Source organism: Pseudomonas sp. B15(2017), assembly GCF_002113215.1.
In the GTDB taxonomy this organism is placed as follows: Bacteria; Pseudomonadota; Gammaproteobacteria; order Pseudomonadales; family Pseudomonadaceae; genus Aquipseudomonas.
The window spans coordinates 101920-121884 of the sequence record NZ_NEJZ01000011.1 but is presented as its reverse complement, the minus strand read 5'-3'; the positions used below and the strand labels follow the sequence as shown (position 1 = coordinate 121884).

Genomic DNA, 19965 nt, shown 5'->3' with positions numbered 1-19965 from the left:
CCTCATTATTCGCCGACGCTGATCTTCAGGCCAGCAGCTATTGCAAAGGGTGTCAGGGTTATCGCCAGGGCGGTCAGGCTACCAAGCCACAACAGATAACCAATCGCCGGCATCCCCTGCAACGCCGCCTGCAAGGCGCCACTGCCCAGGATCAACACCGGGATGTACAACGGCAGAATCAGCAGCGCCAGCAACAGGCCACCGCGCTTCAGACCGACCGTCAGCGCCGCGCCCACCGCGCCGAGCAAACTCAGCACCGGAGTACCCAGCAGCAACGAAAGCAACAATACCGGCAGACACGCAGCCGGCAACCCGAGCATCAACGCCAGTAACGGCGAGAGCAAAACCAGTGCCAGCCCGGAAAAAAGCCAGTGTGCCAGCACCTTGGCCAATACCAGAAGTGGCAGGGGGTGCGGCGAAAGGACCCACTGTTCGAGGGATCCGTCTTCGAAATCACTGCGGAAAAGCCCGTCCAGCGAGAGCAGGACCGACAAAAGTGCCGCCACCCAGACTAACCCCGGGGACAAGTTTTGCAATACTTGAGTTTCCGGTCCGACGGCCAGCGGGAACAGGGCAATGACGATGGCGAAGAAAATAAGCGGATTGGCCAGCTCCGCCGGGCGGCGGAACAGCAGTCGGGATTCACGGGCAACCAGCAGGCCGAACACACTCATACCGCCCAATTCCCCAGATCGATGTCGCGATAACCGGCCGGCATCCGGCTCAACGTGTGGTGCGTGGTGAGCACCACCAGCCCTCCCCGTTCGCAGTGCCCGGCCAGGTGTTCTTCAAGCTGTGCCACGCCCTGCTTGTCGAGGGCGGTGAAGGGTTCGTCGAGAATCCACAACGGCGGGCTGTCCAGATACAACCGCGCCAGCGCCACGCGGCGCTGCTGGCCGGCAGACAGACTATGGCAGGGAACATCCTCGAAACCACGCAATCCAACCGCCGCCAGGGCCTGCCAGATGGCGTCGCGTTCGGCGGGTTGATGCAGGGCGCAGAGCCAGGCGAGGTTTTCTTCCGGCGTAAGCAAGTCCTTGATCCCGGCGGCGTGACCGATCCACAACAGGTTGCGTGCCAGTTCGCTGCGTTGCTCGCCCAGCGGCTTGCCGTTGAGCAGCACCTGACCGTCGGTCGGCTGCATCAGGCCGGCCAGCAAGCGCAACAAGCTGGTCTTGCCGCTGCCGTTGGGACCGCTGATCTGCACCATATCGCCACTGGCCAGTCTCAATTCGAGATTGTCGAAGAGCAGTCTGAGATCACGTTCACACGCGAGGGCAACGGTTTGCAGGACAGGACTGGTCAAGGGATCACGGGCCTTATACGGTTCAAGTCGGCTCTGGCGCGGCCGTTAAAGAGTTGCAGCATAAATGCAATGACGGCTCAATCCAGAGAGCTGCGTCAAACAATTGCTATGTTTTTTGAACGAATGGAAGGACGGGCGGCATTATACATGGCGTCCCCCGCTCTCCCGAGTGCATTTTCCTCAGGTTGTGTCCGCGTATGACAGGCGAAATGAACATCCTCCCGCTCCCGCCCACCACCCCGGCGACCGCTCGCCCGCAGGTGGGTGAGCTGTTGAAGTTGCTGACGCCCGTCGACGGGCTGATTGCCGCCGGCCAGAGCGCCAAGGCCGAGGTGTTGTCGCTCAAGCAGGCGGATCAGACCTTTCAATTGCTGCTCAAGGTGACACTGGACAGCGGCCGTCAGACCACCGTGCAAGCCACCAGCAATCTGCCGCTGCCTCAGGGCACCAGCCTGGCGATCACCCAGCCGTCGGCGGGCAATCTGGCGATCACCGTGCAACAGGCCATCGCCAGCAGCGTCGCCACCCTCACCCGCATCGACACCGCGCAATTGCCGGTCGGCACGCTGCTGCAAGGCAAGGTGCTGACGACTCAGGCCCTGCCGCAGGTTCCGGGGCAACCGACGGTTTACCGCTCGATGGTCAGCCTGCTCAACACCGCGCTCAGCGGCAGCACCCTGAGCATCGACAGCCCGCAACCGTTGCGCATCGGCACCCTGCTGTCGGCGCTGGTGCAAGACTCGCAGACCCTGAAGTTCCTGCCGCTGAGCAATCGCCAGGAACAACTGGCGGTCAGCCAGCAACTGGTCAGTCAGCAAAGCCGTCAGGGTTCGCTCGACGGCTTGCTGAAAATGCTCCAGAGCCTGCCGCCCGCCACTGATCAGACATCCCGGGATTTGCGCGCCGCCGTGGACAGGCTGCTCGCCAACCTGCCCGACGTGCAGCAACTGAGCACCCCAAAAGGTCTGGCCCAGGCGCTGGCCAACAGCGGTGTGTTCCTGGAGACCAAACTGCTGACCGGACAGAACCCGGCGCTGGTTCCGGACATGAAAGCCGATCTGCTCAAGCTGATCGCCCAGCTCACCCCCGGCCTGCCGGGCAACACCAACCTGAACGCGATCATCGCTGCCAACACCCTGGCCCAGGCGCTACCGAGTTTCGTGCGCAACGCCCTCGGCATGCTCGGTCAGGTCAGCGCGAAACCGGTGCCAAGCAGTTTCCCGCTGCCCGACCGGTTGCTGCAAAGTCTGGAAGGCGAAGGCGATCTGGAGCATCTGCTGCGCCTCGCCGCAGCCGCCGTGTCACGCCTGCAGAGTCATCAGCTGTCGAGCCTGGAGCAGACCGGCGTCACCGACGACGGCCGCCTGCTCAGCACCTGGCAACTGGAAATCCCGATGCGCAACCTGCAGGACATCGTGCCGCTGCAGGTCAAGTTCCAGCGCGAAGAAGCGCCGCAGAACCAGGAATCGAACGAGCAGCGCCGCGATGAACGGGAACCGAAACAACAACTGTGGCGCGTCGATCTGGCGTTCGACATGGAACCGCTGGGGCCGATGCAGATTCAGGCACAGTTGATAAGCGGCAGCCTGTCCAGCCAGTTATGGGCCGAGCGGCCGTACACCGCGAGCCTGATCGAAAGCAATCTGACCGCACTGCGCCAGCGTCTGCTGGATTCCGGGCTGAATGTCGGCGACCTCGACTGCCACCTCGGCACCCCGCCGCAAGGCATCCAAACCCGCCTCGAACACCGCTGGGTCGACGAAACCGCATGAATGACACCACCGCTCCACGCCAGGCCATCGCCCTCAAATACGACGGCAGCCACGCCCCGACCCTCACCGCCAAGGGCGACGAAGAACTGGCCGAAGAAATCCTGCGGATCGCCCGCGACTGTGAAGTACCGATCTACGAGAACGCCGAACTGGTGAAGTTGCTGGCGCGCATGGAACTGGGCGACAGCATTCCTGAAGAGCTGTACCGCACGATCGCCGAAATCATCGCGTTTGCCTGGAACCTCAAGGGCAAGTTCCCGGCGGGACACAATCCGGATGCGCCGATGGTCGAGAAGGACGTCACCGAACGCGGCGACGATTACTGAGACTTCAAAGACGCCTTCGCGAGCAAGCTCGCTCCCACATTGGTTCGGCGTACACCGATCGAATGTGGGAGCGAGCTTGCTCGCGAATAGGCCAACAGCTTGAGCGCAAAAATCAGTTCTTGTGCAGCTTGCGCATCAACTCCGCCTCAGCCTGGGTCAACCCGCAGGACTGAGTCAGCTCATCGACACTCGCGCCCATTCCCACCAGTTTCGCCGCCTGGGCGAATGACAGGCTGGACGGGTCGCGCTGTTCGAGCTGGGTGATCTTGTCCGGGATCGGACTGACGACCGCGCGCAGCTCGTGCAGGGCTTCGCCCATGCGCACGTTGCCGTTCTGGTAATCGTCGACACGCTTGGCCAGGTCCTTGATGCGCTGATCACGCAGCGCATCGCCCTGGGCCTGTTGCGCAGCGATCACGCGCTGCGCCTTGATGTACGCCAGAAACATCGCCAGCGTGCCTGCCCAGAACAGGAACAGGACAATGACCGCTACCTCCAGAATCAATCAGATGTTCTCCAGTTCCGACCATTCTTCTTCAGTCATCATCTTGTCCAGCTCGACCAGGATCAGCAACTCGTTGTTCTTGTTGCATACGCCCTGGATGAACTTGGCCGACTCTTCGTTACCGACGTTCGGTGCGGTCTCGATTTCCGACTGACGCAGGTAAACCACTTCAGCCACGCTGTCGACCATGATGCCGACCACTTGCTTGTCGGCTTCGATGATGACGATACGGGTGTTGTCGCTGATCTCGCCGCTCATCAGGCCGAAGCGCTGACGGGTGTCGATCACGGTCACCACGTTGCCGCGCAGGTTGATGATGCCCAGCACGTAGCTTGGCGCACCCGGAACCGGAGCGATCTCGGTGTAGCGCAGGACTTCCTGAACGCGCATCACGTTGATGCCGTAGGTTTCGTTGTCCAGCTTGAAGGTCACCCATTGCAGGATCGGATCTTCGGAACCCTTTGCCGCCGTAGCCTTGTCGTTCATACCCTAGCCCCTCGAAAAACCGCGCCTGGCGGTGTGTGTTTCGTTCGCCGGCATTTGAATGCCGGTACTGTCTTTATGTCGGTTTGTGGTTCGGCTTACTGCCGGACATGTGCTTTGCCCCACCGCTGGCAATCAACTCGGCCAGAGCGGAGACATCGAGCAAGGCGCACATGTGTTCAATCACCGTGCCGGCGAGCCATGGCCGCTGACCCCGCTGACTTCTCCATTTGATTTCATTCGGATCCAGACGCAGCGAGCGACTGACCTGATGCACCGCCAGGCCCCACTCGTAACCCTGCACCGAAATCACGTATTGCAGGCCTTGACGGAAGTCATCGCGATAGCGATCCGGCATGACCCAGCGCGCGGTGTCCAGCACCTTAAGGTTGCCGGCCTGGCTCGGCAGGATGCCGAGGAACCACTCCGGCTGACCGAACAGTGGCGTCAGTTCGTGGCCGGCCAGCGAATAGATCGAGCCCAGGCACACCAGCGGCACCGCCAGCGTCAGCCCGGCCACGTCGAACAGCAGGCACTCGAACGCTTCCGACGCCCAGGCCGGACGGCCATCGGTTTCCACCGGTGGCGGCGTATTGCTGGGTGGCAGATGCACTTCGACCAGCGGCGCCACCAGGGTCGGCTCGACCGGGGCTGGCGCAGGCGCTTCAGGTGCGGGCTCTGGCGCCGCCGGAACCGGAGGGGTTTGCAGAAGCTGGGATTGCAGCAGCGGTGCCAGAGTCGAAACCACGCGCACCGGTTCAGGCTCTTTGATCAACGTCGCAGGTGCCTTCGCCACCACAGCGGCAGGCGCTACGACCGGGGCGACCGGCCGGGCGGCTTTTTGCGCATCCCGGGCCTGCTCTTCAAGCACGGCAGCCTGGAATTCATCGAGTGCCGCAGCGGTCTCGACCTCCTCGGCCGGCGCTGCGATTTCCTGCTCGACCTCGTCTGTCACTTCCTGCAGCAAGCTGTCCAGATAGGACTGCACAGCCAGTTGCGGACGCGAAGTCAGTTTGATCGGCCGATTCATGCTCAAGCCACCTGCGGAACGAGTTGCTGCGCCAGCAGATGCTTGAGCAGTGCGCGGTAAGCCAGCACGCCACGGCTCTTGCCGTCGAACTGCGAAGGGGTGACACCGGCACGACTGGCGTCGCGCAGTCGGGTATCGACCGGGATGTAACCCTGCCAGATCTCGTCGGGGAATTTGTCGCGCAGCACGCGCAAGGTGCCCATCGACGCCTGGGTACGGCGGTCGAACAGGGTCGGCACGATGCTGAACGGCAGCGCCTGCTTGCGCGAGCGGTTGATCATCGCCAGGGTATTGACCATCCGCTCCAGGCCTTTGACGGCCAGGTGCTCGGTCTGCACCGGGATCACCAGTTGCTGACTGGCGGCCAAGGCGTTGACCATCAGCACGCCGAGCAATGGCGGGCTGTCGATGATCGCGTAATCGAAGTCCTGCCACAGCTGCGCCAGACTCTTGGCGATCACCAGGCCCAGACCGCTCTGCCCCGGCGACTGGCGCTCAAGGGTGGCCAGCGCGGTGCTCGACGGCAACAGGGAAATGCGTTCATCGCTGGTGGACAGCAGCAACTGGCCCGGCAGGCCTTGCGGCACGCCGCCCTTGTGCAGAAACAGGTCGTAGTTGCTGTGTTCCAGGCTGTCGGGGTCGTAACCGAAATAGCTGGTCATCGAGCCGTGCGGGTCGAGATCGACCACGACCACGCGCTTGCCCGCCTCTGCCAGCAAACCGGCTAAAGCGATGGAAGAAGTGGTTTTACCAACACCACCTTTTTGATTGGCGACTGCCCAGACTCTCATTCAGATCGTTCCTCCCGGCCGGGATACTCGGCCGAGACATGGTTCAGCGTATTAATGCGGGCGACGGAGAATTGACGGCACTCTCGCGTCCCGGCGTCTTGACCGGGGTCGGTGCAGTTTGTGTGCCAGCACGCTTCAACGCGGCGTCCGGTGTTGCATTGGCGGTTCCGGTGCCGGTCAGGCTGCGGCGCACGTCGAGATTGCGCGACACCACCAGCACCACGCGACGGTTCTTCGCCCGGCCTTCGGCCGTGGCGTTGTTGGCAACCGGCTGAAATTCGCCGTAGCCCACCGAGGCCAGACGCCCAGGGTTCACGCCCTGCATCGCCAGCATGCGCACGATGCTCGCCGAACGCGCCGAGGACAATTCCCAGTTGGTCGGGTACTGCGCGGTGCGGATCGGTTGATCGTCGGTGAAGCCTTCGACGTGGATCGGGTTATCGAACGGTTTGAGGATCGCCGCGACCTTGTCGATGATGTTGAACGCGATGTCGCTCGGCATCGCATCACCGCTGCCGAACAACAGGCTGGAGTTGAGTTCGATCTCGACCCACAGCTCGTTGCCGCGCACGGTCATCTGGTTGCTTGCGATCAGGTCGCCGAATGCGGCGCTGATGTCATCGGCGATGCTTTTGAGCGGATCGCTGGCCCCGGCGATGCCGGCGTCGACCTGTTCGGCGTCCTTGACCAGCGGCTTGGCCGGGGTCACGGTCTTCGGTCGTTCTTCACCGATCGGAATCGGCTTGAGCGCGCGGTCGGAGTCGGTGAAGACCCCGATCAGCGCTTCGGAGATGATCTTGTACTTGCCTTCGTTGATCGACGAGATGGAGTACATCACCACGAAAAAGGCAAAGAGCAAGGTGATGAAGTCGGCGTAGGAAACCAGCCAACGTTCATGGTTTACGTGCTCTTCATGCTGGCGACGACGTGCCATGAGGTTAGTCCCTTAATCCATGAAGCCCTGAAGCTTCAACTCGATGGAGCGTGGGTTTTCACCTTCAGCGATCGACAGGATCCCTTCCAACAACATTTCGCGATAACGCGACTGTCGCAACGCGATTGACTTGAGCTTGGCGGCAACCGGCAGCAATACCAGGTTGGCACTGGCTACACCGTAGATGGTAGCGACGAACGCGACCGCAATCCCGTTGCCCAGCTGCGACGGATCGGCCAGGTTGCCCATGACGTGGATCAGGCCCATCACCGCACCGATGATGCCGATGGTTGGCGCGTAGCCCCCCATGCTTTCAAACACTTTGGCCGCTTCGACGTCGCGGGCTTCCTGAGTGTAGAAATCCACTTCGAGGATGCTGCGGATCGCTTCCGGCTCGGCGCCGTCGACCAGCAGTTGCAGACCTTTGCGCGAGTAAGCGTCGGGCTCGGCATCCGCCACGCCTTCCAGGCCCAGCAGACCTTCCTTGCGGGCGGTGAGGCTCCAGTTGACGACGCGGTCGATGCCGCCCGCCAGATCCACACGCGGCGGGAAAAAGATCCAGGCCAGAATCTGCATGGCGCGCTTGAACGCGCTCATCGGCGATTGCAGCAGCGCGGCACCGATGGTGCCACCGAGCACGATCAGCGCCGCCGGGCCGTTGGCCAGCGCGCCGAGGTGACCACCTTCAAGGTAGTTGCCGCCGATGATGGCGACGAACGCCATGATGATCCCGATAAGGCTTAGAACATCCATCAGACGCATGCCTCGACCAGGTGCTTGCCGATATCGTCCAGGCTGTACACCGCGTCGGCGAGGTCAGCTTTGACGATGGCCATCGGCATGCCGTAGATCACGCAACTGGCTTCGTCCTGCGCCCAGATCGTGCTGCCGCCCTGCTTGAGCAGGCGTGCACCTTCACGACCATCGGCGCCCATGCCGGTCAGTACGACCGCCAGAACTTTGTCGCTGTAGGATTTGGCCGCAGAGCCGAAGGTGATGTCCACGCACGGCTTGTAGTTCAGACGCTCATCGCCCGGCAGGATTTTCACCGCGCCACGGCCGTCGATCATCATCTGCTTGCCACCCGGTGCCAGCAGCGCCAGGCCCGGACGCAGGATGTCGCCATCCTCGGCTTCCTTGACGCTGATGCGGCACAGCTTGTCCAGACGTTCAGCGAAAGCCTTGGTGAAGGCTGCCGGCATATGCTGGATCAGCACGATCGGTGCCGGGAAACTGGCCGGCAACTGGGTCAGAACCCGTTGCAGCGCTACCGGGCCGCCAGTCGATGTACCAATGGCGACGAGCTTGTAGTTTTTGCGTTTCGGGGCTGGCGACGAAGCGCTGGCCGCTGGCGCGCGAGTCGGTGCAGGCGCAGGTGCCGGACGGGCCGGAGCACTGTGGCTGCCAAAGCTCGAAGTCGCCGGCGCAGGAGTCGGCGCAGGTGCAGGTGCAGCGGCAGGCGCCGGCGCCGGCGCCGGCGCACTGTAGGCACTGAAACGACGGTTGCTGCGCGAGATGCTGTGTACCTTCTCGCACAGCAGTTGCTTGACCTTCTCCGGATTGCGGGAGATGTCTTCGAAATTCTTCGGCAGGAAATCCACCGCGCCGGCATCCAGCGCATCCAGGGTGACCCGGGCGCCTTCGTGGGTCAGCGACGAGAACATCAACACCGGCGTCGGGCAGCGCTGCATGATGTGCCGCACGGCCGTGATGCCATCCATCATCGGCATCTCGTAGTCCATGGTGATCACATCCGGCTTGAGGGCCTGGGCCTGATCGATCGCCTCTTTACCGTTGGTTGCCGTGCCGACAACCTGGATGCTCGGATCCGCTGAAAGAATTTCCGAGACGCGGCGGCGGAAAAAACCCGAATCGTCCACCACCAGGACTTTGACTGCCATAAACACTCCATTAGGTGCGGCGGGACGTTGTCGCCCCGCCGCCCCGGATTCAAATACGCCGTGCGGCGTAACGCTTGAGCATGCTCGGAACATCGAGAATCAGTGCAATGCGGCCGTCACCGGTGATGGTGGCGCCGGACATGCCCGGGGTTCCCTGCAGCATCTTGCCCAATGGCTTGATGACCACTTCTTCCTGGCCGACCAGTTGATCGACGACGAAGCCGATCCGCTGGGTGCCCACCGAAAGGATCACCACATGGCCTTCGCGCTGCTCTTCGTGAGCGGCGGAGCTGACCAGCCAGCGCTTGAGGTAGAACAACGGCAGCGCCTTGTCCCGCACGATCACCACTTCCTGGCCGTCCACCACGTTGGTGGTCGACAGGTCGAGGTGGAAGATTTCGTTGACGTTCACCAGCGGGAACGCGAACGCCTGGTTGCCGAGCATCACCATCAGGGTCGGCATGATCGCCAGCGTCAGCGGTACCTTGATGACGATCTTCGAGCCCTGGCCCTTGGTCGAGTAGATGTTGATCGAGCCGTTGAGCTGGGAAATCTTGGTCTTCACCACGTCCATGCCGACACCACGGCCGGACACGTCGGAGATCTCGGTCTTGGTTGAGAAACCCGGGGCGAAAATCAGGTTGTAGCACTCGGTGTCGCTCAGGCGATCGGCGGCATCCTTGTCCATCACACCGCGTTTCACGGCGATGGCACGCAGGACGTTCGGGTCCATGCCTTTGCCGTCGTCGGAGATCGACAGCAGGATGTGGTCGCCTTCCTGCTCGGCAGCCAGGATCACCTTGCCGCCACGGGCCTTGCCCGAGGCTTCGCGTTCTTCCGGCGACTCGATGCCGTGGTCGACCGCGTTGCGCACCAAGTGGACCAGCGGGTCGGCCAGCGCCTCGACAAGGTTCTTGTCGAGGTCGGTCTCTTCGCCCACCAGTTCCAGGTTGATCTCTTTCTTGAGCTGACGCGCCAGGTCGCGAACCAGACGCGGGAAGCGGCCGAAGACTTTCTTGATCGGCTGCATCCGGGTCTTCATGACGGCGGTCTGCAAGTCGGCGGTGACTACGTCGAGGTTCGACACGGCCTTCTGCATCGACTCGTCGCCGCTGTTCAGGCCCAGACGTACCAGACGGTTACGCACCAGCACCAGCTCACCGACCATGTTCATGATTTCGTCGAGACGCGCGGTGTCAACGCGAACGGTGGTCTCGGCTTCGCTCGCCGGTTTTTCCGGTGGCGGAGTCGCCGGTGCACGGGCCGGAGCCGGTGCCGCAGCGGCAGCCGGTTTCGCCGGTTCGGCTTTCGGCTCAGGCGCTTTCGCGGCGGGTTTTGCCGCAGCGGCCGGGGCCTTGGCAGCAGGCGCTGCAACAGCTGCAGCATTGCCGGCGGTCACGACGGCGCCGGTGGCGACATCAGTGAACTTGCCTTTGCCATGCAGATCGTCGAGCAGCGCTTCGAACTCGTGGTCGGTGATCAGATCGCTACCGGCCGCAGCCGCTGCCGGAGCAGTCGTCGCAGGAACCGAAGCAATCGCCGACTCCAGCGCATCGACGGCAAAGTTGCCCTTGCCGTGCAACTGATCGAGCAAGGCTTCGAATTCGTCGTCGGTGATGTCCGAGCTGTCGCCCGCCGCCGGAGCCGCCGGGGCAGCGGCCGCCGGGGCCACGGCGTCGGCCGCGAACTGGCCCTTGCCATGCAACTGGTCGAGCAGCGACTCGAACTCGGCGTCGGTGATTTCATCGCTGGCCGCCTCGTCGGAAGCAGGCGCGGCGGCAGCCGCCGGGGCCTCGGCTTCAGCCTTGACGGCGCTCAGCGAGTCCAGCAACTGTTCAAATTCGTTATCGGTGATGTCGCCGGAGTCGCCGGTTTCGTTTTCAACGACCAGCTCTTCGATCATCTCGGCAACGGGCGAAGCCGGGGCTTCATCCGCCGATTGCGGCTCGGCCAGGCGCGCCAGAGCGGCCAGCAGTTCCGGGGTGGCGGCGGTGATCGGGCTGCGATCACGGACTTCGCCGAACATGCTGTTCACCGCGTCCAGCGCTTCGAGCACCACGTCCATCAGTTCTGCATCGACGCGTCGCTCACCCTTGCGCAGGACGTCGAACACGTTTTCGGCGATGTGACAGCACTCCACCAGCTCGTTGAGCTGAAGGAAGCCGGCGCCCCCTTTTACAGTGTGGAAACCGCGAAAAATTGCGTTGAGCAGATCTGCGTCATCCGGGCGGCTTTCCAGCTCGACCAGTTGTTCGGACAGTTGCTCAAGAATCTCGCCGGCCTCAACCAGGAAATCCTGAAGGATCTCTTCATCGGCGCCGAAGCTCATTAATGGGGTGCTCCTACAGGTCTAAAAACCCAAAAAAACTCAAAATCCAAGGCTGGATAACAAATCGTCCACATCGTCCTGACCGGACACAACGTCTTCTCGTTTATCGGCATGAATCTGCGGACCTTCACCCTGCGAGAGATGTTTTTGTGGATCTTTTTCAGCAAGCATCGCCGCACGGTCATGTTCGATGCCCGCAAAGCGGTCCACCTGGCTGGCCATGAGCACGAGCTTGAGCAGGTTGCTTTCGACTTCGGTGACCAATTGGGTCACGCGCTTGATCACTTGACCGGTGAGGTCCTGGTAATCCTGGGCGAGCAGAATGTCGTTCAGATTGCTCGACACCGCGCGGTTGTCCGCGCTGCTGCGTGCCAGAAAACCGTCGACCCGGCGCGCCAGTTCACGGAACTCTTCAGCCCCGACCTCACGGCGCATGAAGCGGCCCCAGTCGGCGCTCAAGGCCTGGGCTTCGTCAGCCAGGCCATTGACCACAGGGGTCGCGCTCTCCACCAGATCCATGGTGCGGTTGGCGGCAGCTTCGGTCAGTTTGACCACGTAGCCCAGGCGCTCGGTAGCGTCGGTGATTTGCGACACTTCCTCAGCCTGCGGCATGTGCGGATCGATCTGGAAATTGACGATCGCACTGTGCAGTTCACGCGTGAGCTTGCCCACTTCCTGGTACAGGCCACGGTCACGGGTCTGATTGAGCTCATGGATCAGTTGCACCGCGTCGCCGAACCTGCCCTTTTCAAGGCTTTCGACCAGTTCGACCGCGTGTTTTTTCAGGGTCGACTCGAAGTCGCCCTGTGAAGATTCTTTATGCTCCATAGCTCCCCCGCGCGTTCATCAGCCGATGCGTTCGAAAATCTTCTCGATTTTTTCTTTCAACGCCTGGGCCGTGAAAGGTTTGACCACATAGCCGTTCACGCCGGCCTGGGCCGCTTCGATGATCTGCTCGCGCTTGGCTTCAGCGGTCACCATCAGCACCGGCAGGTGCTTGAGTTTTTCATCGGCGCGCACGTGGCGCAGCAGGTCGATACCGGTCATGCCGGGCATGTTCCAGTCGGTCACCAGAAAGTCGATGCTGCCGCTGTTGAGCACCGGAATGGCGGTGGTGCCATCGTCGGCTTCAACGGTGTTGGTGAACCCCAGATCACGCAACAGGTTCTTGATGATCCGCCGCATCGTTGAGAAGTCATCAACGATGAGGATTTTCATGTCTTTGTTCAATTCGACCTCCAAGCAGTCTTAAACGCGCCCAGCACCTGGACGCGCCATTTCAATCAATCCGGCAAAACACTCGATGACTGTCTGGAGCACAACAGATCGAGACCGGTGCCGTTCACCACCGCACCAGCCTCGTTCGCAGTGTCCCCACACTGCCTTCAGCGCGCTCGCCACTCCCCCAAACGCCCCCGCAAGCGGGCCGCGCACTGGCTGTGTAACTGGCTGACCCGCGATTCACTGACGCCAAGGACTTCACCGATCTCCTTGAGGTTCAGCTCTTCGTCGTAGTACAGCGCCAACACCAGTCGCTCACGCTCCGGCAAATTGGCAATCGCGTCCGCCAGCGCGGCCTGGAAACGTTCGTCCTCCAGATCGCGCGACGGCTCCAGATGAGCACTGGCGCCATCCTCGTGCAGCCCTTCGTGTTCGCCGTCCTGCAACAGGTCGTCGAAACTGAACAGCCGGCTGCCCAGGGTGTCGTTCAAAATCCCGTAGTAATCGTCGAGACTCAATTGGAGTTCGGCCGCAACTTCGTGATCTTTAGCGTCACGGCCGGTTTTAGCTTCAATTGCTCGAATCGCGTCGCTGACCATGCGCGTATTGCGGTGAACCGAGCGCGGTGCCCAGTCCCCCTTACGGACTTCATCGAGCATCGCACCGCGGATCCGGATGCCCGCGTACGTTTCAAAACTGGCGCCTTTGCTCGCGTCGTATTTGGTCGAGACTTCAAGCAGGCCGATCATCCCGGCCTGGATCAGGTCTTCGACCTGCACACTGGCCGGCAATCGCGCCAGCAAGTGGTAGGCGATGCGCTTGACCAGCGGCGCGTAACGCTCGATCAGCTCGTACTGCGCATCACGCGCCGACTTTTTGTAAAGGTTCATACCGCTGGCGGTCATAGCACAGGTCCTGCCGTTTGCTGCACGAGGCGCTCGACGAAAAATTCGAGGTGGCCGCGCGGATTGGCGGGCAGCGGCCAGGTGTCGACCTTCTGTGCGATCGCCTTGAACGCCAGTGCGCACTTGGAACGCGGGAAGGCTTCATAGACCGCACGCTGCTTCTGCACCGCTTTGCGCACGCTTTCGTCGTAGGGCACCGCGCCGACGTATTGTAGGGCGACGTCGAGGAAGCGATCCGTGACCTTGGTCAACTTGGCGAACAGATTGCGACCTTCCTGCGGGCTCTGGGCCATGTTGGCCAGGACGCGGAAGCGGTTCATGCCGTAATCGCGGTTCAGCAGCTTGATCAGCGCGTAGGCGTCGGTGATCGAGGTCGGCTCGTCGCAGACCACCAGCAACACTTCTTGCGCAGCGCGAACGAAACTGACTACCGAGTCACCAATACCTGCAGCGGTGTCGATCACCAGCACGTCGAGGTTGTCGCCGATGTCGCTGAAGGCCTGGATCAGGCCGGCATGCTGGGCCGGGCTCAAGTGAACCATGCTCTGGGTGCCGGAAGCGGCCGGCACGATGCGGATCCCGCCGGGGCCCTGCAACAGCACGTCGCGCAGCTCGCAGCGGCCTTCGATCACATCGGCCAGGGTACGTTTGGGGGTGAGGCCCAGCAGAACGTCGACGTTCGCCAGCCCCAGGTCGGCGTCCAGCAGCATGACCCGACGGCCAAGCTCTGCCAGGGCCAGGGACAAGTTCACTGACACATTAGTCTTGCCGACGCCACCTTTGCCGCCGGTCACCGCGATCACCTGTACGGGATGCATGCTGCCCATGTTATTTCTTTACCTTGTCTTGCATAGACGGAGGCCACATTACTGGCTGCGCGTTCACAACCGGAACAATGCATGGCAGACCATCGATGTAGGTACAAAAACGGTTCATTACCTCAGCCAACCTGCTTGGTCGGGCTGTGGTAGATATCAGCGAACATGTCAGCCATGGCTTCTTCGCTGGGTTCTTCCTGCATTTGCACACTGACGGCGCGGCTGACCAGTTGATGACGGCGCGGCAGATGCAGATCATCCGGAATACGCGGCCCATCGGTCAGGTAGGCAACCGGCAGTTCGTGACTGATCGCCAGGCTCAACACTTCGCCAAGGCTTGCCGTCTCATCCAGTTTAGTCAGGATGCACCCGGCCAGCCCGCAACGCTTGTAACTGTGATAAGCGGCGGTTAGAACCTGTTTCTGGCTGGTGGTTGCCAGCACCAGATAATTTTTTGACCGAATGCCACGACCGGCCAGACTTTCCAGCTGCATGCGCAGGGCCGGATCGCTGGCCTGCAGGCCGGCGGTGTCGATCAGCACCACGCGCTTGCGCAGCAGAGGATCCAGCGCCTGCACCAGGGACTGGCCCGGATCGACGTGGGTCACCGACACATTGAGGATGCGGCCCAGCGTCTTGAGCTGCTCCTGCGCGCCGATGCGGAAACTGTCCATGCTCACCAGCGCGATGTTCTGCGCGCCGTACTTGAGCACGTAGCGGGCGGCCAGTTTGGCCAGGGTGGTGGTCTTGCCCATGCCGGCAGGACCGACCATGGCAATGACCCCGCCCTCTTCCAGCGGCTCGACTTCCGGCACGGCAATCATTCGTGCCAGGTGCGCCAGCAGCATGCGCCAGGCCTGACGGGGCTCGTCGATCTCGGTGATCATCGACAGCAGATCGCGGGACAGCGGGCCGGACAAACCGATGCGTTGCAGACGACGGTACAGATTGGCCTGGGCCGGACGACTGCCTTGCAACTGGTTCCAGGCCAGGGTGCCGAGTTGCACTTCCATCAGTTCGCGCAGGCTGTTGAGTTCAAAACGCATCGAGTCCAGCGCTCGCGGGTCAACGCCAGCGGAAACCGGTGCAGGCGCCGGTGCCGGACGGGCCGGAGCCTCGTAGGTCGGTTCGGTCAGCGGTTCGGCGGCGGTCAGCGGCAGGCCGGCCGTCAACGGCAACCCGGCGAACAGCTGGCGATTGGTGTTGCCGTCGGCTTCGCCACGCAGGCTCAGTTCGGCCTGGGCGGTGACGATGCGCGATTGAGTCTTGCGCAGCTCATCCTCGAGTTCCATGTTCGGAACACGCGGGGCCAGCGCCGACAGTTTGTAATCGAGCGCCGCCGTCAGCTCGACGCCGCCGGCGATGCGGCGGTTGCCAATAATGGCGGCATCAGCGCCCAGCTCATCACGAACCAGCTTCATGGCCTGACGCATATCGGCGGCGAAAAAACGCTTAACTTGCATAAACCACTACCTCAGCCGTTGGGCCCTACTGTCGCAACGATGGTCACTTGCTTGTTGTCCGGAATTTCCTGGTAGGCCAGCACATGCAGTCCGGGAACTGCCAGGCGACCAAAGCGCGAGAGCATCGCGCGAACCGGGCCTGCTACCAACAGGATCACCGGCTGACCTTGCATTTCCTGGCGCTGCGCCGCTTCGATCAGCGAACGCTGCAGCTTCTCGGCCATGCTCGGCTCCAGCAGAACGCCCTCTTCCGAGCCTTGTCCTGCCTTCTGCAGACTATTGAGCAATATTTGTTCCAACCTTGGCTCCAGCGTGATAACTGGCAGCTCCGACTCAGTCCCTACAATGCTTTGGACGATGGCGCGGGAAACACCGACCCGCACAGCGGCCACCAAAGCGGCGGTATCTTGACTCTTGGCGGCATTGTTGGCGATGGCTTCGGCAATGCTGCGGATATCGCGCACCGGCACGTGCTCGGCCAGCAACGCCTGCAATACTTTGAGCAGCTGCGACAGCGTGACCACGCCCGGCACCAGCTCTTCGGCCAGCTTCGGCGAGCTCTTGGCCAGCAATTGCATCAGTTGCTGTACTTCTTCGTGGCCGATCAGCTCGCTGGAGTGCTTGTACAGAATCTGGTTCAAGTGGGTCGCAACCACGGTGCTGGCATCGACCACGGTGTAACCGAGCGATTGCGCCTGCGCGCGCTGGCTGACCTCGATCCACACCGCCTCCAGGCCGAAAGCCGGATCTTTGGCGGTAATCCCGTTGAGCGTGCCGTAGACCTGCCCCGGGTTGATCGCCAGTTCGCGATCCGGGTAGATCTCGGCCTCGGCCAGGATCACGCCCATCAGCGTCAGGCGATAGGCACTCGGCGCCAGGTCGAGGTTGTCGCGGATGTGCACGGTCGGCATCAGGAAGCCCAGATCCTGCGAAAGCTTCTTGCGCACGCCCTTGATCCGCGCCAGCAACTGGCCACCCTGGTTGCGATCCACCAGCGGAATCAAGCGGTAGCCGACTTCCAGGCCGATCATGTCGATCGGGGTCACGTCGTCCCAGCCCAACTCCTTGGTTTCCATGGCGCGGGCCGGCGACGGCAGCAGTTCCTGCTGGCGCTTGACCTCTTCCAGCGCGACGACCCTGGCCACGTTCTGCTTCTTCCAGAACAGGTAAGCGCCACCGGCAGCCAGAGCAGCCATGCTCAGGAACGAGAAGTGCGGCATGCCCGGCACCAGGCCCATGACCGCCATCAGACCGGCAGCCACCGCCAGCGCTTTGGGCGAGGCGAACATCTGGCGGTTGATCTGCTTGCCCATGTCTTCCGAGCCGGAAGCACGGGTCACCATGATTGCTGCTGCTGTAGATAACAACAGTGATGGCAATTGCGCCACTAAACCGTCACCGATAGTCAGCAAGGCGTAAACCTTGCCCGCATCGGCGAAGCTCATGTTGTGCTGGAAGATACCGACGGCCATGCCGCCGATCAGGTTGATGAACAGAATCAGCAAGCCAGCGATGGCATCACCACGCACGAATTTGCTGGCACCGTCCATCGAACCGTAGAACTCTGCCTCCTGGGCCACTTCCTGACGACGGGCCTTGGCCTGGGCCTGATCGATCAGACCGGCGTTAAGGTCGGCGTCGATCGCCATTTGTTTGCCGGGCATCGCATCGAGGGTGAAACGCGCGCTCACCTCGGAAATCCGCCCGGCACCCTTGGTCACCACGACGAAGTTGATGATCATCAAGATCGCGAAAACCACGATACCGACCACGTAGTTACCGCCGATCACCACCTCACCGAAGGCCTGGATCACCTTACCGGCAGCGGCGTGGCCGTCCTGACCGTGGAGCATCACCACACGGGTCGAGGCCACGTTCAGCGCCAGTCGCAACAGCGTCGCCACCAGCAGGATCGTCGGGAACACCGCGAAATCCAGCGGCCGCAAGGCGTACACGCAGACCAGCAGCACGACGATGGACAGGGCAATGTTGAAGGTGAAGAACACGTCGAGCAGGAACGGCGGCACCGGCAACATCATCATCGCCAGCATGACCAGCAGCAACAGCGGCACACCCAGATTGCCCCGACTGAGGTCGGCAATGTTCGAGCGAGCACTGTTGATTAACTGAGAGCGATCCACCGGTTTTCCCCGTTCCTTTAAAGCAAACTTTTGACGCCCGAAGCAGGCGCACGGCGGCTACTGCAAGAAGCCTTCCAACTTTTGCGGGGGATTGAAATAGAGGGGCGACGGACCTGAATGAGAGGGGGCAAGTGCACCGAGTCCGGCGCAAGCCTGCCCCAGCGACAGAGCAATGCGAAGATTTGAAATCTCGCCGGTCAACCGGCAACCAAAACATGGGCTTTCGTAATAGGACCGAAAGACAGCGCTGCGCTATCGAGGTAGTGCGTTCCCTTGAACACACTTTCCCCGCCGACATCAACAACCTCCTCGTCAGCCTGCATAAGCACCACTCTGGTTTCAGGTGCGGCGCCAGAGAACAGATCATCACTCTCCATCAGATTCAGGGCCCATTCGAAGAATATGCGCGGCAGGTCGCTGATCTCGATCAGTGGATAGCCCGCACTCAGGCGAAAGTACTGCCTGGCTGTCACACGAAGCCAATTGTTGACGACAACGAACGAGGGTTTTTCATACCTACGCTCCAGCGGTTCACCCCCACTCGACCATTGATCCATGTAAAAGCTGGAGTGGGTAAACAGGGCAAACAACGCTTGGTTATCGCGGATATTACCTGCCGCATCGAAGAAGTAATTGTAGGCATAGTGATAGGCGAACCCACCCATTTCAGGCCGGATCGCATTGATCGGCCAATCAAGATAATTCGGGATGTACTGATTGGCCATGACCATGAAATTGAGAAAGTCCAGCTTCAGGTCGAACGTCACCTCATAGAAGATGGCCCGCTCTCCTGCGTCCCTTTCCAGCCTCCCTGAAACAAACTCCAGCTCCATGCCCGACAGTTTTCGGTAAACGCGCGTCGCCATGATGAATCCCCGACTTCCAAAGAAAGAATCGTCAGCCATCACACTCACGGTGCGCGAGCTCATGATGGCAAGAGTGCCGGGTTTATGGGGCGCCAAAGAGTAATGGTTGTCTACTGTCAGATCTGACAGGTGTTGAACTATTTCAGATAAAAGGCACAGCTCGCTTGGGTAGGGAAAAGGAGGTTTTGAGCGTGATTTTCTGCTGACCGCAATGCCGCACGCTCGCGAAGGGGCCCGAGAAAGCAGCACGAAGTGTCTTTTAAATTCGGATGTTTAAAAGACACCTTCAGACACGCCTTGGAGGCTACGAATTCTTGCGCCATTGCCTACAGCTACGCCAGAATCCGCCGGCTTGTGCGCCTTGGGGTCGGGTTCTATTGTGGATCGGTCGCTGACGAATCAGCGATCGGGTTTAGCGACTCGAATCATAAATAGGTGCACCAGCGCTCCATGCCTTGTCGCAGACTCAAAGTCTGCAACTCCGCTATGGTGGCTGTATGCGGGAGACCCTCGGGTCTGCCGGGTGCCTATAACCGGTTCGCTAACCTGCGTACAGCCGCCACCTTACTGTTTAGCGACAGTTCCGGGCGGCTCCACCTTATAGGAGCTTCACCATGATCAAACCGACACCCAACCCACCCGAAACCGATCCTGCTTCGCCCTACGAATCCCTCGATTCCAGGAAGCTTCACGAAGCCGCCGACCGCGCCCTCGATCACTATCTCTGCCCGCCCGGCACCACACCACCGCCGCGCAAAACCCGCAGAATGTACGCCGTCACCGCCGACTTCAAAAACGAAGAGCTGCTGGTCGATGCCTGCGAAACCCTGGCTTCCGCCAGAACCATCGTCAATGACTTCACCCATCTCATGCCCGCCTCGCAGCGCAGGACGCTGGTGGGGGTTGCGCAACTGATCATGCTCGGGGAGCTGGCAGTAAATCGGGTGCTGGATAATCTGGAACTACCGACGTCGCCGAACCCGGTGTAAAGGCTTGAGTGATGTGCCGTGGTTGCTGACGTCATCGCGAGCAAGCTCGCTCCCACAGTGATTTGTGGTGTGCTCATATTTTCAGAGCGACGCTAAACCTGTGGGAGCGGCGGTGCGACGATTCGACTTGCCCGCGAACGCGGCCTCACAAGCACCACAGATCATCGGGAATTAAAAAACCGCCA

20 protein-coding genes are annotated in these 19965 nt (G+C 61.3%); 3 read left to right on the top strand and 17 right to left on the bottom strand.

Annotation, left to right across the window (positions count from 1 at the left end):
* Positions 1-5: 5 nt before the first annotated feature.
* Both ccmB and ccmA read right to left on the bottom strand, forming a co-directional pair.
* Positions 6-674 carry a heme exporter protein CcmB gene (ccmB, locus tag CAF73_RS17455; RefSeq protein WP_007959235.1) on the bottom strand — a complete coding sequence of 223 codons (669 nt, stop codon included), beginning with the start codon at positions 672-674 and terminating at the stop codon, positions 6-8.
* On the bottom strand, positions 671-1306 hold the full coding sequence (ccmA, locus tag CAF73_RS17450) for a cytochrome c biogenesis heme-transporting ATPase CcmA (protein WP_007959232.1): 636 nt from the start codon (positions 1304-1306) through the stop codon (positions 671-673). Before ccmA ends, ccmB begins: the two co-directional genes overlap by 4 nt.
* Positions 1307-1503: 197 nt before the next feature.
* Here ccmA and CAF73_RS17445 point away from each other — a divergent pair, with 197 nt between their 5' ends.
* Both CAF73_RS17445 and CAF73_RS17440 read left to right on the top strand, forming a co-directional pair.
* Positions 1504-3078 carry a flagellar hook-length control protein FliK gene (locus CAF73_RS17445; protein WP_085703351.1) on the top strand — a complete coding sequence of 525 codons (1575 nt, stop codon included), beginning with the start codon at positions 1504-1506 and terminating at the stop codon, positions 3076-3078.
* Complete coding sequence (locus tag CAF73_RS17440; protein ID WP_007959228.1) at positions 3075-3404, top strand: EscU/YscU/HrcU family type III secretion system export apparatus switch protein; 330 nt, start codon at positions 3075-3077, stop codon at positions 3402-3404. Before CAF73_RS17445 ends, CAF73_RS17440 begins: the two co-directional genes overlap by 4 nt.
* Positions 3405-3516: 112 nt before the next feature.
* Here CAF73_RS17440 and CAF73_RS17435 read toward each other — a convergent pair whose 3' ends face one another.
* From CAF73_RS17435 to CAF73_RS17365, 15 genes are all read right to left on the bottom strand, one after another.
* Complete coding sequence (locus CAF73_RS17435; RefSeq protein ID WP_085703350.1) at positions 3517-3909, bottom strand: DUF2802 domain-containing protein; 393 nt, start codon at positions 3907-3909, stop codon at positions 3517-3519.
* Complete coding sequence (locus CAF73_RS17430) at positions 3910-4395, bottom strand: chemotaxis protein CheW (protein ID WP_065260749.1); 486 nt, start codon at positions 4393-4395, stop codon at positions 3910-3912. It abuts the gene before it with no gap.
* Between the two features lie 73 nt (positions 4396-4468).
* Positions 4469-5422 carry a CheW domain-containing protein gene (locus CAF73_RS17425; RefSeq protein WP_085699428.1) on the bottom strand — a complete coding sequence of 318 codons (954 nt, stop codon included), beginning with the start codon at positions 5420-5422 and terminating at the stop codon, positions 4469-4471.
* Between the two features lie 2 nt (positions 5423-5424).
* Positions 5425-6213 (bottom strand): ParA family protein, encoded by a 789-nt coding sequence (locus CAF73_RS17420; RefSeq protein WP_011333076.1) that lies wholly within the window; start codon positions 6211-6213, stop codon positions 5425-5427.
* A gap of 43 nt (positions 6214-6256) precedes the next feature.
* The gene (gene motD, locus CAF73_RS17415; protein ID WP_085699430.1) at positions 6257-7147 is read right to left on the bottom strand and encodes a flagellar motor protein MotD; all 891 of its coding nucleotides are present in this window, start codon (positions 7145-7147) and stop codon (positions 6257-6259) included.
* A 12-nt stretch (positions 7148-7159) separates the two neighbouring features.
* On the bottom strand, positions 7160-7900 hold the full coding sequence (locus tag CAF73_RS17410; protein WP_064384022.1) for a flagellar motor protein: 741 nt from the start codon (positions 7898-7900) through the stop codon (positions 7160-7162).
* On the bottom strand, positions 7900-9048 hold the full coding sequence (locus CAF73_RS17405; RefSeq protein ID WP_085703349.1) for a chemotaxis response regulator protein-glutamate methylesterase: 1149 nt from the start codon (positions 9046-9048) through the stop codon (positions 7900-7902). The genes CAF73_RS17410 and CAF73_RS17405 overlap by 1 nt, the downstream gene beginning before the upstream one ends.
* A 49-nt stretch (positions 9049-9097) precedes the next feature.
* On the bottom strand, positions 9098-11377 hold the full coding sequence (locus tag CAF73_RS17400) for a chemotaxis protein CheA (RefSeq protein WP_085703348.1): 2280 nt from the start codon (positions 11375-11377) through the stop codon (positions 9098-9100).
* Positions 11378-11416: 39 nt separating this feature from the next.
* On the bottom strand, positions 11417-12205 hold the full coding sequence (locus tag CAF73_RS17395; protein WP_007951961.1) for a protein phosphatase CheZ: 789 nt from the start codon (positions 12203-12205) through the stop codon (positions 11417-11419).
* 18 nt (positions 12206-12223) lie between these two features.
* Positions 12224-12595 carry a chemotaxis response regulator CheY gene (locus CAF73_RS17390; protein WP_003183998.1) on the bottom strand — a complete coding sequence of 124 codons (372 nt, stop codon included), beginning with the start codon at positions 12593-12595 and terminating at the stop codon, positions 12224-12226.
* 167 nt (positions 12596-12762) lie between these two features.
* On the bottom strand, positions 12763-13503 hold the full coding sequence (fliA, locus tag CAF73_RS17385) for an RNA polymerase sigma factor FliA (protein ID WP_085682981.1): 741 nt from the start codon (positions 13501-13503) through the stop codon (positions 12763-12765).
* Positions 13500-14330, bottom strand: coding sequence for a flagellar synthesis regulator FleN (fleN, locus tag CAF73_RS17380; protein ID WP_003222917.1), 831 nt, complete (start codon positions 14328-14330; stop codon positions 13500-13502). Before fleN ends, fliA begins: the two co-directional genes overlap by 4 nt.
* Before the next feature lie 113 nt (positions 14331-14443).
* The gene (flhF, locus tag CAF73_RS17375) at positions 14444-15784 is read right to left on the bottom strand and encodes a flagellar biosynthesis protein FlhF (RefSeq protein ID WP_085605801.1); all 1341 of its coding nucleotides are present in this window, start codon (positions 15782-15784) and stop codon (positions 14444-14446) included.
* An 11-nt stretch (positions 15785-15795) separates the two neighbouring features.
* Positions 15796-17925, bottom strand: a complete 2130-nt coding sequence (gene flhA / locus CAF73_RS17370; protein ID WP_085699437.1) for a flagellar biosynthesis protein FlhA — start codon at positions 17923-17925, stop codon at positions 15796-15798.
* Between the two features lie 197 nt (positions 17926-18122).
* The gene (locus CAF73_RS17365) at positions 18123-18854 is read right to left on the bottom strand and encodes a hypothetical protein (RefSeq protein ID WP_227234845.1); all 732 of its coding nucleotides are present in this window, start codon (positions 18852-18854) and stop codon (positions 18123-18125) included.
* Positions 18855-19405: 551 nt separating this feature from the next.
* Between CAF73_RS17365 and CAF73_RS17360 the strand changes: the two genes are divergently transcribed.
* Positions 19406-19780, top strand: a complete 375-nt coding sequence (locus CAF73_RS17360; protein WP_085699439.1) for a DUF6124 family protein — start codon at positions 19406-19408, stop codon at positions 19778-19780.
* Positions 19781-19965 lie beyond the last annotated feature (185 nt).